Here is a 15,753-nt window from a genome sequence, read left to right as displayed (position 1 = left end):
ATATTCTTTGATATGAATTAAAGAGATATAATAATTGAAGATAGTGAGCCTGAGATCTTGGCAGAAATCGAAATTTGTGTTTACCTGTTAAGAATAAACTGAAAGTCAAAAGGAACCTTATTTTGCCCATACCTGATAAACATTTTCTCGTCATTACTGCATTAGGTGCTGACCGTCCTGGTATTGTTGATACCATTACACAATTAGTCAGCCAATGCGGATGTAATATCGAGGACAGCCGACTTGCGATGTTTGGTCAAGAGTTTACGTTTATCATGCTACTTTCAGGTGGCTGGAACGCTATCGCACAATTAGAAGCGTTGTTGCCCATTAAAAGTGCGGAACTGGATTTATTGACCGTAATGAAAAGAACCACCAATGGTGCACCGATTACCTATCCTTCAACAATCGCAGCAAAAGTTGATATTGAAGATGCGCCCGGTATTGTAGAACGCTTTACTAATCTATTTAGCCAACATAATTTTAATCTTGCTGAATTAATATCTAAAACACACCCGTCAGAAGATGGTTCACCAGCCCGTTTAGAAATACAAATTACGGCGCATAATCCATTAGATGATCATGGTCTTGTTATTAATGAGAAATTTAATCAATTATGTACAGAGCTGAACGCTCAAGGCACAATAAGTATCGTAAATAGTCTGATGATGAAACAGTAAAAATGGAGAATGACCTAATGAACCCATTAAAAGCCGGTGAAAAGGCGCCTCAATTCAGTCTGCCCGACCAAGATGGAGAAACAATTAATTTATCTGATTTCGCTGGCCAACGTGTGCTCGTTTATTTTTACCCTAAAGCAATGACACCTGGTTGTACAACTCAAGCTTGTGGCTTACGTGATGAAATGGATGCACTAAAAAAAGCTAAAGTTGAAGTACTCGGCATCAGCACAGATAAATCAGAAAAACTTTCCCGTTTCGCTGAAAAAGAGATGTTAAATTTCACGTTGCTTTCAGATGAAGATCATAAGATTGCAGAAGAGTTTGGTATCTGGGGAGAAAAGCAATTTATGGGGAAAACTTACGATGGCATTCATCGTACAACATTCTTAATTGACAAAAATGGTGTTATCGAACACGTATTTGATAACTTTAAAACCAGTAATCACCATCAAGTCGTTCTCGAATATCTCGCTCAGCATCCATAATAAATGCTTTGAATTGATAAAATAACAGACAGTTTTCACTGTCTGTTTTTTTATTTATATTTTGTTAATACATTCAATGCGGTAATTAGCTTTTCTTTGTATGTTGCTCATTCGCAATTTCATCAGGTAATGCATGCAATACTGCTTTTATCAGCGTTGCTAATGGTATAGCAAAGAAAACTCCCCAAAATCCCCACATTCCACCGAATATAATCACTGACAATATAATAACTAAAGGGTGCATATTTACAGCTTCAGAGTACAAAATTGGCACTAATAAATTACTATCCAATCCTTGAACAACAAGATAAGCGATAAATAACGCCCAGAAATCAGAACCTAATCCCCACTGAGATAATGCAATCACAATAACGGGGATCGTTGCTAAAACAGCACCAACATAAGGGACTAAAACAGAAACACCGACGATAACAGCAAGTAATACAGAGTAGCGCAAATCGAAGAAAGCAAATACAAAATAAGTAAAAACACCTACAATTATCATTTCGGTTACTTTACCCCGAATATAATTGGTAATTTGCTGGTTAACTTCAATCCAAACTTGAGCCGCCAATATTCTGTTTTTTGGTAAAACACGACGAACCGCATTAAGCATCTGTTGCTTATCTTTAAGTAAGAAGAACGTCATTAAAGGCACAAGAATAAGATAAATCGACAGTGTAATAATTCCGATTAACGAAGCTAAAGACACTTTTAATACAGACTCAGCCACCGTTGAGAACTTACTGCGTAAGTTTTCTGCCATCATATCAACAATGCCCGCATCCATTAATGCAGGGAAACGATCCGGTAATTCATGCGCAAATGCATTGAACTTATTGATCATATTTGGGATATCTGAAATTAGTGTCATCCCCTGTTGCCACACCGTTGGCGCTAAAATCAAAATTACAATGGCACTAATACCGATAAAGAGTGTCAGAATTATCGATACTGCCCATATACGGGCGCATCCTAATTTCTCAAGTAAATGAGTTGGCCACTCTAAAAGATAAGCAAGCACAATTGCCACTAATAAAGGAGCAAGTATGCCACTGAAAAAATACAGAATTGAAAAACCGGCAATCAAAATGACCACAAGGGCGATAACTTGTGGATCAGCAAATCGGCGTTTGTACCATTGAACAAGCAAGTCCAGCATGAAAATAAAGATCCTTTATAATAATCAGAATAATAGGGCTGTATGTATTCATTTACATAAGCAATAATCTTTTGACAGATTTTACGTTAGGTTTTGCTATCATACATCATTAATTATTAATTTTTCGTTAAGATAGCTATCAGGATACAGTTGTATGAAACTCAGACTTAAAAAACCATTAGTCGCGCTTCTTGTTTCTGCGTTGCTATCAACATCAGTAGTACCCGCTCAGGCTGCGATTGATATTGAAGACTCTTTACCTGATATGGGAACCACCGCAGGTTCAACATTAAGCATCAATCAAGAAATCGCTATGGGTGATTACTATACTCGCCAACTGCGAAATAGTGCACCATTAGTTTTTGACCCATTACTTTCTAACTATATTAATAATTTAGGACAAAAACTCGTTTCGAATGCCAGTTCGGTCAAAACCCCTTTTCACTTTTATTTAGTTAACAATCCCAATATTAACGCCTTTGCTTATTTTGGGGGAAACATTGTTTTGCATTCCGCACTCTTTCGATATAGCCGAACAGAAAGTGAATTAGCCTCTGTTATGGCTCACGAAATCACACACGTTACTCAACGACATTTAGCACGAATGCTTGAAGATCAGGCTAAAACAACGCCTCTTGCTCTTGCGGGGGTATTAGGTTCTATTCTGATATTTATGGCGAATCCGAATGCAGGCCTTGCGACCTTTACGGGAAGTATGGCAGGTATGCAGCAAAATATGATCACATTCACGCAAATGAATGAGCAAGAAGCAGATCGTATCGGAATACAAACACTCTACCGTGCTGGGTTTGATCCTAAAGGGATGCCTGACTTTATGCAAATTCTTGCAGACCAAGTACGATATAGCTCTAAACCGCCTGAAATGTTATTAACGCACCCCTTGCCCGATAGCCGTTTATCCGATGCAAGAAGCCGAGCAAGTCAATTCCCTGCTCGACAAATCCCACAGTCAGCTGATTTTCTGTTTGCAAAAATGCGTGTATTAACCATGTTGACGAAAAATCCAACATCAGAAAATGCACTACAAACGACACTTGATCAATTTAGACAAGGCACTGCTCTTGAAAAATCAGCGGCTAATTATGCGTTAATACTGCTCTATTCTCGTGATCGTAAATTTGATGACGCAAGAAAACTGCTCACTCCCATGTTAGAAAAAGATCCGAATAATATTTGGCTTATTGACGCCATGACGGATATCGATTTAGAACAAAACCGTGCAGGCGATGCGGTTGCAAGATTACAACGGGCATTGAAACAAAGACCCAATAACAATGTTCTTATTGCCAACTTAGCTAATTCATATATGCATAATAAGCAATATAACGAAGCTAACCGCCTGCTTTATCGTTATACCTTTGATAATCCAAGCGATCCTATCGGTTGGCAATTAATGGCAGAAAATTCAGCTAAGCAAGGTGATAGAGCTCATGAATTAGCCGCTTATGCAGAAGATTTGGCCCTAAGAGGTGACTTTGAAACGGCAATTCGTTATTTAGGTGATGCAAGCCGACAAGTTAAATTAGGTAGTAACGACCAAGCTCGCTTTGATGCTCGTATAGACCAATTAAGAAAAATTCAGCAAAGAGATAGTCAATTTAAATAAGGGACAACATGACCAAGAAAGTGACGATTTATCACAATCCACGCTGTTCAAAAAGCCGTGAAACCTTACATTTACTAGAAGAAATGCAAATAACGCCTAATGTTATTCACTATCTAGATACAGCTCCTTCTATAGCAGAAATTAAAACACTGCTAAAAGCATTAGATTTTAATGACGCAAGAGAGTTAATGCGCACAAAAGAAGAAATTTATAAAACGCTAAAACTGGCTGATGAAACATCGCAAGATGCATTAATTCAAGCAATGCATGAAAACCCTAAACTTATTGAACGCCCTATTGTGGTTGTAGGTAATAAAGCCCGTTTAGGTCGCCCACCAGAACAAGTGAAAGAACTGTTTAATTAATCTTCAAAATTTAAAGCCCATATTTATGTTCTTACATATATGGGCTTCTCTCTATCCACTTCATTATTAATCTCGCAATCGTTTACTCTCTTTTCTCAAATAAGAAACCAATCATCAAATGTTGTTAAATTGTAAAAATTACAATTAGCAAAGTGTTTCTTATTTCCACAATAGAAAAAAAACAATCGCTTTATGCTTTCAAAAATTTTCATCTCAATTTCATATTTTTTATGAGTAAGAAATCGCCATTTTTGAAAACTTTTATTTAGATCACACTACGCCGCATAAACTCACAATTATGAGAAAAAAATAATCATGCGTTTCATTTATATTGTGACTCAAGTCTCTTTACACAAATGTATTCCTACATATCATGAGCATCAGAAAATATGATAGCAGAATTGATAAACTATAAATTCTTGCCAAAATATTTTTTCATTATCATCCAAGAAAGAAATTAACAAGAAATACACATTTAAAACAATACTGCAACACAGCAATAAGCTTTCAATTTGTTATTTACTCTATCTCTTCTTTCATTGATGTTTTTTAACTTGATGACAATTAATCAGTGTGAAATGAAGTTGTAGATGTATATGAAATAAACAACGTTATAGCCAACATTATGGGCAATTAAAACTAACCAATCACCATTATTGGTGTCGGGTGATTGCTAGGCTAATAGGAAAACAGATGAATATCGTACTTAGATTAAAACTTGTCTCATTCCTCCAGTTCTTTATATGGGGATCTTGGCTTGTAACATTTGCCTCGTATCTCTTTGGAGAGCTACATTTTAAAGGTAGTGATGTTGGGCTTATTTTCAGTGCTCTTGGACTTGCCTCACTTATCGCCCCCGTCATCATGGGATTTATTGCAGATAAAATAAATAACCGAAAATTAGTGTTTATTACCCTGCATATTTTTTCCGCATTAGCATTAGTGCTAATGTCGCAAATGACAACAGTAACTACACTATTCTTTGCAACTCTATTACATTTATTGTTCTTTATGCCAAGTATCTCAATGGCAAACAGCATCATTTTTGAACTGTTAGAACAAAAACATTTAGAGCCTAATAACTACTTCCCTAAAATTCGTGTTTACGGCACTGTTGGCTTTATTGCAGCCATGTGGGTGATTAGCTTCTTAGGTTTAGGTAATAGCTACCATCAACTCTTTGTTGCAGCGATCGCATCTATTGCTTTAGCTGTATTTGCAATGTTCTTACCTGCAACTAAAGCAGCTGATAAAAACGAAACTAAAGCCGAAGAAGTTGCATTTAGTATCACCAACATCTTGCAAGTATTTAAAAAGAAAAATGTCGTTGTTTTCTTATTTTTCGCAACATTGTTAGGATCTGTACTACAAATTACTAATACATTTGGCGTGCCATTCCTGCAAGATATTGCACAATCTCCAAATGCAGATGATTCATTCTTTGCACGTTATCCTTCTGTGTTCTTATCTATTTCACAGATTTCAGAAGTCGTATTTATTCTGTTCCTACCACTGTTATTAAAACGTGTAAGAATCGAAACTATCGTTTTATTTAGTATGATTGCTTGGATCTTACGTTTCGGTTTCTTTGCTTATGGTGACTACACATCATTAGGTCAAATCGTCTTATTGTTATCAATGATTGTGTATGGTTGTGCATTCGACTTCTTTAATATCTCTGGCTCACTGTTCTTAGAAAAAGAGATCCCATTACAATATCGTTCAACAGCACAAGGTATGTTTATGACCTTAGTGAACGGTTTCGGTACTTATTTAGGTGCAATGTTAAGTGGATGGGTGATTGACTTATATACCACTAATGGCGCAGTTGATTGGAAATCATTCTGGTTAATCTTCACAGGCTACACCGTTGCAATCACTGTACTTTATCTGATTTTCTTACTGGTTCAGAAAGCCAAAGTAGCAGAAGCAAACTAATTATTTAACCCTCCTCCTTTATTGTTTGTGTCTCTCACCGCTTGCCTTGTATAAAGACAAGCGGTTTTTTTATCTCTTTTTATCAGAGATAATAGAAATACCACGGTTTAAAAAAACCAAGAATTGTTACCTTCAATAGATATTAGATTTGGGAAATAGAGATAGGATTTAGATTATTAGCCTCACCGAATAAGATGAGTGAGGCGATTTAAAGTTTGAGAATGTCTTTCACAAATGGGATGGTCAGTTTACGTTGAGCAACAATAGAGGCGTGATCAAGCTCATCAAGCATTTCAAATAAGGTTCGCATTTTTCTGTCCAAACGTTTTAATACAAAACGCCCGACATCTTCAGGTAATTCAAACCCGCGAAGTTTTGCTCTTAATTGTAACGCTTGAATTTTCTCTTCATCACTTAAAGGTTGCAGGCGGTAGATTTGCCCCCAATCGAGTCGAGATGCTAAATCAGGAAGTTGTAGCTCTATTTGGCGAGGTGGCCTATCCCCTGTAATTAATAAACAAGTTCGCCCATGCTCTAAAACGCGGTTATAAAGATTAAATAAGGCGAGTTCCCACTCTTCATCACCTGCAATACATTGCACATTATCAATACAAACTAAGGATAAGTGTTCCATGCCTTCCAGAACATCAGGAACAAAATAGGCTCGTTTATCAAGAGGAACATAACCAACAGCATCGCCTTTTAGTGAAAGCTCAGCACAAGCGGCATGTAATAGATGACTCTTTCCACCTCCGTCACGAGACCAGAAATAGATATAACTGCCATGAGATTGATGAATGGCGGTTCGAATTGCCGCGACTAATGACGCGTTTTCCCCTGCATAAAAGCTATCGAATGTCTCATCATCGGGCAGAGATAGTGGTAATGATAGCTGTGACGGCGTATTCAGAAGCACCTCACCTGAATAGTTTAATAAACGTGGTGATTCTAACACAAATTCTCACAAGGTCAGAATCAATATTAAAAAAGCACATTGCACTGATTAAGATAACAGCAAAATTATCGTGATAAGCCTATTTTATAGGCTCTTAGTGACTTATTTATTTGTCGCCTCTCTGTATCACAAATTGTTTAGTGCAACATCAGAAAATATTTCTTGTTTATTTAATCGTCTTTATTATCTAAATTTTAATTTCGCAACATCATTACCTGAAGGTTGCTGATAAATATCGAGCTTAAAATATTTGGCTGATGCATTTATATACTCAAAAATTTCAGATTGAGTCTCTTCATATTCAACCCACGTAGTTGCACGAGTAAAACAATATAACTCTACAGGTAATCCCATCGGTGTAGGTGGCATTGTTCTGATCACTAAATACATATCAGGCCGAACATCACCACGCATCTTTATCCAATTTAGCATGTACTTACGAAACAATTGTAGGTTTGTCACCCCTTTTGTTTCTAACCACTCATTAATGTCACCAATCTCTTCTTCCTTTCCTTCTAGCATCGTTTCTATGCTCTTACGAAGCGGTGCTATATTTTTTAACTCTAATACTAACTCTTGCGTTGCAAATGAAATCGAAGATTGGTCAATATAAAAACTACGCTTGATCCGACGCCCTCCTGATGAAAACATTGGTTGCCAGTTTGTATATTTTTCAGTCAAAAAATCTTTGGTTGGAATACGTGAAATCGTATTATCCCAATTACGCACAGTGATCGTATGTAATGCGATATCAATAACCTCACCGCTGATATTACTACTGGGCAATTCAATCCAATCATAAAGCTTTAATACTTTTCCGTTAGAAATAAGAATATTGGCAACAAAAGAGATAAGTGTATGCTGAAAAACAAACATTAATACCGCAGCAATGGCACCAAAGCTTGAGATAATAATAAGTGGTGATTGTTCAGTAAATAACGCAATAATCAGGATAAAAGAGATAATCCAAACCACAATTTTGGCAATCTCAATATAGCCTTTGATAGAGTTATTTCGATGCCACGCTTTTTTGGCGTGCCTAATATTAAAGATATCAAGCGCGTTATTTAGCAATGAGGCAATATTGATGATAATAAAGGCGCGAGCAACCGTCTCAAAAATAATATTCATTTCGGCTGAAAAAGACGGTAATAGCTGATTAATATAGAGAACGAGTGTAACAGCAACGATAGATGCACTCTTTTTAGCTATATCTTCTATCGTTTCTTCATCTGAAAGTTCAGTAAATAAAAAAAGTAAACGCTTTGCTATTCGGCGGAAAATCATTTTGGCGAGAAACCACACCACCAGCAACACAATAACTAAAAATACTGTGGTAAAAATCTGCTTTGATGTAATGAAATCATAAATTTCAATCAGCTTTTCCATAAATTACGTTATACCTTTTTTGAGACGCTTCCAATCTTAAAACGAATATCACTCAAACCACAGACAAATTGCCTGTTCCGTATAAGAACAGACCCCCATTGTCTCATTTATTTCATTTAAATAAACATCATGATTGAATTAATCATGCTCTCCTAAGTTTTAAATACTTAAAATATCAATAATCTTAGTTTTTAATATGACATAAAAATAAAACACAATAAAAAAGGTGGAGATCATCCACCTTTTTTATTAATTTCAGCATATTGCTTTAGATTTTCTTAGTCGATTACTTTTTGTTTGCTGTACCACTCACCGATTCAATGGTGTTATCCACTAATTCTGTTTCAGGGCGAACAATACTGACTAGTTTAAAGATTAAGCTTAAAACAATACCTACGATAGTTGCTAATGCCATGCCTTTTAATTCAGCCGCACCAATCTGAATGGATGCACCACTCACACCAACAATCAGAATAATTGCAGTTAATATCAAGTTTTGTGGTTTGTTGTAATCCACTTTTGAATCTAACAAGACACGAATACCTGATGCACCAATAACACCGTAAAGTAGTAATGAAACCCCACCCATCACTGGAACAGGTACAGCAGCAATAGCAGCAGCAAGTTTACCGACGCAAGATAATAAGATAGCAAGAATTGCTGCGCCACCAATAACCCATGAGCTGTAAACTTTAGTGATAGCCATAACACCAATATTTTCACCGTAAGTGGTATTTGGTGTTGAGCCAAAGAAACCCGAAATAATGGTAGAGAAACCGTTTGCGAACATAGAACGATGTAAGCCAGGGTTTTTCATTAAATCGCGTTGCACAATATTGGCTGTAACAACAAGGTGTCCAACGTGCTCTGCAATAACTACTAATGCGGCAGGTAGAATAATAAAGATGGCACTCCATTCAAAACGTGGAGAATAGAATGTCGGTAGTGCAAACCAGTTAGCTTCTTTAATTGGAGTAATATCAACAACGCCCAAGAAGAAAGAGAGTGCATAACCAACTAATACCCCGATAAGAATAGGAATAATAGCAAGGAATCCTCTAAACATCACCGAGCCTAAGATTGTCACACCTAAAGTTACCATAGAAATAAACAGTGTTTGATTATCAACTGGTGCATCAGCACTTGGTAATAATCCTGCCATTCCTGCAGCGGTTCCTGCTAATTCAAGCCCGATGACGGCAACGATTGCGCCCATTGCCGCAGGCGGAAACATCACATTGATCCAGCCTCGCCCTGCTATTTTAACAATACCTGCAACGATACAAAATAACACGCCACAGACGATGAATCCCCCGAGTGCTAATTCATACCCTAGAGGTAACAGTAAAAGTACCGGTGAGATAAACGCGAAACTTGAACCTAAATAAGCAGGAATGCGTCCTTTACAAATAAAGAGATAAAGCAGGGTTCCGATCCCGTTAAATAACAATATTGTTGCCGGATTAACTTTAAATAAAATTGGCACAAGTACGGTGGCGCCAAACATTGCAAACAGATGTTGAAGACTCAACGGAATTGTTTGTAATAATGGTGGGCGCTCTTCTACCCCGATTGCACGACGAGTCATGCTTACGACCTCTCTTTAATATGAATGTGAAATTGGTTTGTATTTTTAACTTTATACTCGTCTTACTTTAAGCCACCGCGTTACTAACTACGCTCACTCGAACGACTCATCTAGCGACACCTTAAAATATTTAGAGTATAGAACAAATAAGTGGTCCAAAAAAAAGCCGACTATCAAAGTCGGCTTAATTATTATTTTGTACCAAATATCTTATCACCAGCATCGCCAAGGCCTGGAACGATGTACCCGTGTTCATTAAGATGACTATCAATAGATGCAGTATATAATTCCACATCTGGATGAGCTTCTTCTAATGCCTTAATTCCTTCTGGAGCAGCAACCAGTACTAATACTTTAATTGAAGTACAGCCCGCATTTTTTAATAAATCAATTGTGGCAATCATAGAGCCGCCTGTTGCTAACATAGGGTCAACAACAAGAGCCATACGCTCTTCAATATTGGATGCTAATTTCTGGAAGTAAGGGACAGGTTTTAATGTTTCTTCATCGCGGTAAACGCCAACTACACTGATTCGGGCACTAGGAATATTTTCTAATACTCCATCCATCATCCCGATACCTGCACGGAGGATAGGAACTACTGTGATTTTTTTTCCTTTAATCTGTTCTATCTCTACCGAACCACACCAACCTTCTATTGTTACCGTCTCTGTTTCTAAATCGGCGGTAGCTTCATACGTCAGTAGACTGGAAACTTCTGAAGCCAGTTCACGAAAGCGTTTAGTGCTTATATCATGATCTCGCATCAGCCCCAATTTATGTTGAATGAGTGGGTGTTTTACCTCAACGATCTTCATAATTTCTCCTAATGTACGACGCAGCCTGACAAAAAAATCGCGAGATTATACCGCTTTTTTGCCAACATTCCATCGTTTTTCTATTGATATTGATCAAACGCACAGCTTTTAACCACACCAACATGAATAATTGTGACCTATAAAGAAGATCCTCGCAAACGTTTGCTTTGCCTGTTAGAATAGCGTCCGCACACATTTTTTCTTAACAGCAACTTGCCGTGAGGGCTCTACGTGACTAACAAATCCTCTCTCAGCTATAAAGATGCCGGTGTCGATATTGATGCAGGTAATGCTTTAGTCGATCGTATCAAAGGTGTAGTAAAAGAAACCCGCCGTCCTGAAGTTATGGGAGGTTTAGGTGGTTTTGGCGCACTTTGTGCAATTCCATCTAAATACCGCGAACCTATTTTAGTTTCAGGCACTGATGGCGTAGGAACTAAACTTCGCCTTGCGATGGATTTAAATCGCCATGATGACATCGGTATTGATTTAGTCGCAATGTGTGTCAACGATTTGATTGTTCAAGGTGCGGAACCCCTTTTCTTCCTTGACTACTATGCCACAGGAAAATTAGATGTCGATACCGCAGCACGCGTAGTAACAGGTATTGCAGAAGGTTGTAAGCAATCTGGCTGTGCACTAGTCGGTGGTGAAACTGCTGAAATGCCAGGAATGTACCACGGTAACGATTATGATATCGCAGGCTTTTGTGTCGGTGTGGTTGAGAAATCAGAAATTATCGATGGTAGCAAAGTTAAAGCTGGCGATGCACTAATCGCTTTAGCATCAAGTGGTCCTCATTCTAATGGCTATTCATTAGTCAGAAAAATTCTTGAAGTCAGCAATACGCAAGCTGAAAACACACCATTAGGCGATAAATCATTAGCCGATCACCTATTAGCCCCTACTCGTATTTATGTGAAGTCACTGCTTTCATTAATTGAAAGTGTGGACATCCATGCTGTAGCACATATTACAGGTGGCGGATTCTGGGAAAATATTCCTCGCGTATTACCTGAAAACACGCAAGCGCGTATCGAAAGTAAAAGTTGGGAATGGCCATTGGTTTTCAAATGGCTACAAGATGCCGGACAAGTCAGTACACATGAAATGTATCGCACCTTTAACTGTGGCGTTGGTTTGTTAATTGCCGTTAACCCAAATGACGTTGAAAAAACATTAGCACATCTGGCTGAATGTGGTGAAAACGCATGGTTAATTGGTGAAGTTGCGCCACAAGCTACTGGTGAAGCACAAGTTATTATTAACTAATGAAAGCATGTGAATGAAAAATATTGTCGTCCTTATTTCAGGAAACGGCAGCAACCTACAGGCGGTTATCGACGCCTGTAGGGCAAATAAAATCACAGGAAATGTGGTTGCTGTCTTAAGTAATAAAGCTGATGCATATGGTCTTGAACGAGCAAAACTGGCTAATATTCCAGCTTATTTTGTTGATCCTGCTCTATATAATGACAGAGCGGATTACGATAAAGCGTTAATTGAACAAATCGATGCTTATCAGCCCGATATTGTGGTTTTAGCAGGCTTTATGCGTATTTTATCGCCTGATTTTGTCACTCACTATCAGCATAAATTATTAAATATTCATCCTTCTTTGCTTCCTAAATATCCTGGATTACACACTCATCGCCAAGTTTTAGCGAATAAAGACTCTTTTCATGGTGTTACCGTCCATTTTGTTACAGAAGAGCTTGATGGTGGTCCCATGATTATTCAGGCGCGTATTCCTGTTTTACCCGATGATACTGAACAATCATTACAAGCAAGAATACAAACTGAAGAGTATCGTATCTATCCATTAGCGATCGGTTGGTTAGCTGACGAGCGATTAAAAATGAAGAGTAATCAAGCTTTTCTCGATGATATTGCGCTTTTCGACAACCTTGGTTAACTATTTCGTTTAAGATAAAAAGTCACATTGTGCTACACTGTAGCTCGCGTGACTTTTTTTATGTCACACTTTTCTCTTTTTATTCAATGCATTCACCGAGGTGCTTATGTCCGGTGGTAAGAAAGTTCCACCTATAAAATTACGTCCTCTCGAACGAGAAGATCTCTCTTTTGTCCATCAACTTGATAATAACGCCAGCGTTATGCGCTATTGGTTTGAAGAGCCTTATGAGGCTTTTATCGAGTTAAGCGACCTTTATGAAAAACATATTCACGACCAAAGTGAACGTCGCTTTATTGCCGAAAGTGACGGCACTAAAGTTGGGCTTGTCGAGTTGGTTGAAATTGATTATGTTCACCGTCGTGCTGAATTCCAAATCATCATCGCACCTGCACACCAAGGCCACGGCTATGCTGCACGAGCAGCAAAATTAGCGATGGATTATGCTTTCTCTGTACTTAATTTATACAAACTCTATTTGATCGTCGATAAAGAGAATGCTAAAGCGATTCATATTTATGAAAAGCTTGGCTTTAAAAAAGAAGGTGATTTAATAGATGAGTTTTTTGTTAACGGTGCCTACCGTTCTGCGATTAGAATGTGTACTTTCCAAGCGCCTTATTTTGCAAAAAAAGCCAAAGAGGCGAAACCCGAAAATTTTGTTAAGCCGGGTGCAACCATTAAGCAACACGTCTGATTTATTCAGATATTAAGTTTTAACTTTAACCCATGTTGGAGTTCAGATGTCCCAGGAACGACTCTATATTGATAAAGAGATCAGTTGGCTTGCGTTTAACGAACGTGTATTACAAGAGGCGGCTGATAAACGAAACCCGTTAATAGAAAGAGTCAGGTTTCTGGGGATCTATTCAAATAATCTTGATGAGTTCTACAAGGTTCGTTTTGCCGATGTAAAACGCCGTATTTTAATTAATGAAGAGCGTGGTTCACGCTCTGCATCAAGTCATGCTCGCCATCTTATAAAGAAAATTCAGTCAAAAGTGGCTAAAGCTGATCAAGAGTTTGACGCCTTATATAATGATTTGTTACTTGAAATGGCGCGAAATCAAATCTTTTTAATTAACGAACGTCAAATCTCACCTAATCAACAAATCTGGTTACGCCAATACTTCCGTCAAAATTTAAGAAAGCACATCACGCCTATTGTAATTAATCCTGAAACAGACTTAGTTGAGTTTCTTAAAGATGACTATACCTATCTAGCGGTTGAAATTGTGCAAGGGCAAATTATTCATTATGCCTTACTAGAAATTCCATCAGATAAAGTACCTCGTTTTGTTATTCTGCCTACAGACCAAGGACGCAGTAAGAAAAAATCCATGATTTTATTGGATAATATTTTACGCTACTGTCTTGATGAGGTATTTAAAGGCTTTTTTGATTATGACTCATTAAGTGCTTATTCCATGAAAATGACGCGAGATGCCGAGTACGATCTTGCGACAGAAATGGAATCAAGCTTACTTGAAATGATGTCATCGACATTAAAACAGCGCCTTACCGCTGAACCTGTCCGTTTTGTTTATCAGCGGGATATGCCTGATGAAATGGTGGCACTACTGCGTAGTAAATTAGGTTTATCGAATAATGACTCCGTAATAGCTGGTGGTCGTTATCATAATTTCAAAGATTTTATTAACTTCCCAAATGAAGGGAGTAAATTTCTTTTAAATAAAGTGATCCCACGCTTACGCCATGTTTGGTTTGATAATTTCCGTAATGGCTTTGATGCGATACGTGAGCGAGATGTCTTGCTCTATTATCCTTATCATACCTTTGAGCATGTGCTGGAATTGTTGCGCCAAGCCTCTTTTGACCCAAGTGTTATCTCAATAAAAATCAATATTTACCGTGTTGCTAAAGATTCTCGGATCATTGATTCGATGATCCATGCTGCGCATAACGGTAAACGTGTCACTGTTGTCGTTGAGTTACAAGCACGCTTTGATGAAGCGGCAAATATCCACTGGGCCAAACGCCTGACAGAAGCAGGTGTACACGTTATTTTCTCTGCCCCAGGTCTGAAAATTCACGCAAAATTATTTATCATTTCACGTTTAGAAAATGGTGAAATTATTCGCTATGCTCATATCGGTACCGGGAACTTCAACGAAAAAACAGCGCGTCTTTATACTGACTATTCACTATTAACGGCGAATACCGAAATTACTAATGAAGTGCGTCGCGTCTTTAGTTTTATTGAAAACCCTTATCGCCCAGTGACTTTTGAACACTTGATGGTTTCACCACAAAACTCGCGTATTCTGTTAAATCAATTAATCACGAACGAAATTCACAGTGCCCAAGCCGGACATCCCGCGGGGATCACATTAAAAGTGAATAACTTAGTTGATGAAGAGCTCGTTAATCGCCTTTATGACGCGTCAGAAGCTGGCGTAAAAGTACGATTATTAGTACGCGGAATGTGTTCTTTAGTCCCTAATCAGCCGGGATTTAGTGAAAATATTCAGGTAACTAGCATTGTTGACCGCTTTTTAGAACACGATCGTGTCTATGTGTTTACAAATAAAGGCGATGAAAAAATCTTTCTCTCTTCTGCGGATTGGATGACGCGAAATCTTGATTATCGCATTGAAGTTGCAGTGGCTTTGCTTGATCCTCAACTTAAACAGCGCGTTCTTGATATTCTGGATATTCAATTTAATGACACCGTAAAAGCACGCTATATCGATAAAGATTTAACAAATAGCTATGTTCCTCGTGGAAATAAACGTAAGATCCGTTCCCAGCTTGCTGTCTATGAGTACATTAAATTGTTAGAACAACCAGATCCACGAGCGTAATTC

Annotated in this window: 14 protein-coding genes; 9 read left to right on the top strand and 5 right to left on the bottom strand. The window is 37.9% G+C overall.

All coding sequences use genetic code 11. The features are described from left to right. Positions 1–122: 122 nt before the first annotated feature. The gene (locus DK857_RS05305) at positions 123–680 is read left to right on the top strand and encodes a glycine cleavage system transcriptional repressor (protein WP_036912784.1); all 558 of its coding nucleotides are present in this window, start codon (positions 123–125) and stop codon (positions 678–680) included. A gap of 17 nt (positions 681–697) precedes the next feature. Next, complete coding sequence (bcp, locus tag DK857_RS05300) at positions 698–1,168, top strand: thioredoxin-dependent thiol peroxidase (protein WP_088495299.1); 471 nt, start codon at positions 698–700, stop codon at positions 1,166–1,168. 85 nt (positions 1,169–1,253) lie between these two features. Here bcp and DK857_RS05295 read toward each other — a convergent pair whose 3' ends face one another. Beyond that, on the bottom strand, positions 1,254–2,330 hold the full coding sequence (locus tag DK857_RS05295; RefSeq protein WP_109393983.1) for an AI-2E family transporter: 1,077 nt from the start codon (positions 2,328–2,330) through the stop codon (positions 1,254–1,256). A 154-nt stretch (positions 2,331–2,484) separates the two neighbouring features. On the opposite strand from DK857_RS05295, the gene bepA reads away from it, so the two are divergent. The 3 genes from bepA (at position 2,485) to DK857_RS05280 (ending at position 6,260) form a co-directional block, all read left to right on the top strand. Then, on the top strand, positions 2,485–3,957 hold the full coding sequence (bepA, locus tag DK857_RS05290) for a beta-barrel assembly-enhancing protease (RefSeq protein WP_109393984.1): 1,473 nt from the start codon (positions 2,485–2,487) through the stop codon (positions 3,955–3,957). Positions 3,958–3,965: 8 nt separating this feature from the next. After that, positions 3,966–4,322, top strand: coding sequence for an arsenate reductase (glutaredoxin) (gene arsC / locus DK857_RS05285; protein WP_109401726.1), 357 nt, complete (start codon positions 3,966–3,968; stop codon positions 4,320–4,322). 693 nt (positions 4,323–5,015) lie between these two features. Then, entirely contained in the window at positions 5,016–6,260 is a 1,245-nt protein-coding gene (locus DK857_RS05280) for an MFS transporter (protein WP_109401725.1), read from the top strand. A 208-nt stretch (positions 6,261–6,468) separates the two neighbouring features. Here the strand turns inward: DK857_RS05280 and hda are convergent, their stop codons facing one another. The 4 genes from hda to upp form a co-directional block, all read right to left on the bottom strand. Then, a complete protein-coding gene (hda, locus tag DK857_RS05275) occupies positions 6,469–7,176 on the bottom strand; it encodes a DnaA inactivator Hda (protein ID WP_006533048.1) in 708 nt (235 codons plus the stop codon). Between the two features lie 222 nt (positions 7,177–7,398). Further along, complete coding sequence (locus DK857_RS05270) at positions 7,399–8,604, bottom strand: mechanosensitive ion channel family protein (protein WP_109393987.1); 1,206 nt, start codon at positions 8,602–8,604, stop codon at positions 7,399–7,401. Positions 8,605–8,890: 286 nt separating this feature from the next. After that, complete coding sequence (gene uraA / locus DK857_RS05265) at positions 8,891–10,192, bottom strand: uracil permease (protein ID WP_109401724.1); 1,302 nt, start codon at positions 10,190–10,192, stop codon at positions 8,891–8,893. Between the two features lie 191 nt (positions 10,193–10,383). Next, positions 10,384–11,010 (bottom strand): uracil phosphoribosyltransferase, encoded by a 627-nt coding sequence (upp, locus tag DK857_RS05260; RefSeq protein ID WP_023581896.1) that lies wholly within the window; start codon positions 11,008–11,010, stop codon positions 10,384–10,386. Between the two features lie 231 nt (positions 11,011–11,241). Between upp and purM the strand changes: the two genes are divergently transcribed. From purM to ppk1, 4 genes are all read left to right on the top strand, one after another. Beyond that, on the top strand, positions 11,242–12,282 hold the full coding sequence (purM, locus tag DK857_RS05255; protein ID WP_109401723.1) for a phosphoribosylformylglycinamidine cyclo-ligase: 1,041 nt from the start codon (positions 11,242–11,244) through the stop codon (positions 12,280–12,282). A gap of 13 nt (positions 12,283–12,295) precedes the next feature. Beyond that, the gene (purN, locus tag DK857_RS05250; protein ID WP_109401722.1) at positions 12,296–12,925 is read left to right on the top strand and encodes a phosphoribosylglycinamide formyltransferase; all 630 of its coding nucleotides are present in this window, start codon (positions 12,296–12,298) and stop codon (positions 12,923–12,925) included. Positions 12,926–13,031: 106 nt separating this feature from the next. Next, the gene (gene speG, locus DK857_RS05245) at positions 13,032–13,622 is read left to right on the top strand and encodes a spermidine N1-acetyltransferase (protein ID WP_109393990.1); all 591 of its coding nucleotides are present in this window, start codon (positions 13,032–13,034) and stop codon (positions 13,620–13,622) included. A 46-nt stretch (positions 13,623–13,668) separates the two neighbouring features. Beyond that, the gene (gene ppk1 / locus DK857_RS05240) at positions 13,669–15,750 is read left to right on the top strand and encodes a polyphosphate kinase 1 (protein WP_109393991.1); all 2,082 of its coding nucleotides are present in this window, start codon (positions 13,669–13,671) and stop codon (positions 15,748–15,750) included. Positions 15,751–15,753: the final 3 nt, after the last annotated feature.

The organism is Proteus terrae, assembly GCF_003144325.1.
Lineage (GTDB): Bacteria > Pseudomonadota > Gammaproteobacteria > Enterobacterales > Enterobacteriaceae > Proteus > Proteus terrae.
The sequence above is the reverse complement of the archived record's forward strand: the minus strand, read 5'-3'. Positions and strand labels throughout refer to the sequence as shown.

Excerpts from the sequence above, each read along its gene's own strand:
- bcp (WP_088495299.1), top strand. The coding sequence starts at position 698 with ATGAACCCATTAAAAGCCGGTGAAAAGGCGCCTCAATTCAGTCTGCCC.
- DK857_RS05295 (WP_109393983.1), bottom strand. The coding sequence starts at position 2,330 with ATGCTGGACTTGCTTGTTCAATGGTACAAACGCCGATTTGCTGATCCA.
- bepA (WP_109393984.1), top strand. The coding sequence starts at position 2,485 with ATGAAACTCAGACTTAAAAAACCATTAGTCGCGCTTCTTGTTTCTGCG.
- arsC (WP_109401726.1), top strand. The coding sequence starts at position 3,966 with ATGACCAAGAAAGTGACGATTTATCACAATCCACGCTGTTCAAAAAGC.
- DK857_RS05280 (WP_109401725.1), top strand. The coding sequence starts at position 5,016 with ATGAATATCGTACTTAGATTAAAACTTGTCTCATTCCTCCAGTTCTTT.
- DK857_RS05270 (WP_109393987.1), bottom strand. The coding sequence starts at position 8,604 with ATGGAAAAGCTGATTGAAATTTATGATTTCATTACATCAAAGCAGATT.
- uraA (WP_109401724.1), bottom strand. The coding sequence starts at position 10,192 with ATGACTCGTCGTGCAATCGGGGTAGAAGAGCGCCCACCATTATTACAA.
- upp (WP_023581896.1), bottom strand. The coding sequence starts at position 11,010 with ATGAAGATCGTTGAGGTAAAACACCCACTCATTCAACATAAATTGGGG.
- purN (WP_109401722.1), top strand. The coding sequence starts at position 12,296 with ATGAAAAATATTGTCGTCCTTATTTCAGGAAACGGCAGCAACCTACAG.
- speG (WP_109393990.1), top strand. The coding sequence starts at position 13,032 with ATGTCCGGTGGTAAGAAAGTTCCACCTATAAAATTACGTCCTCTCGAA.
- ppk1 (WP_109393991.1), top strand. The coding sequence starts at position 13,669 with ATGTCCCAGGAACGACTCTATATTGATAAAGAGATCAGTTGGCTTGCG.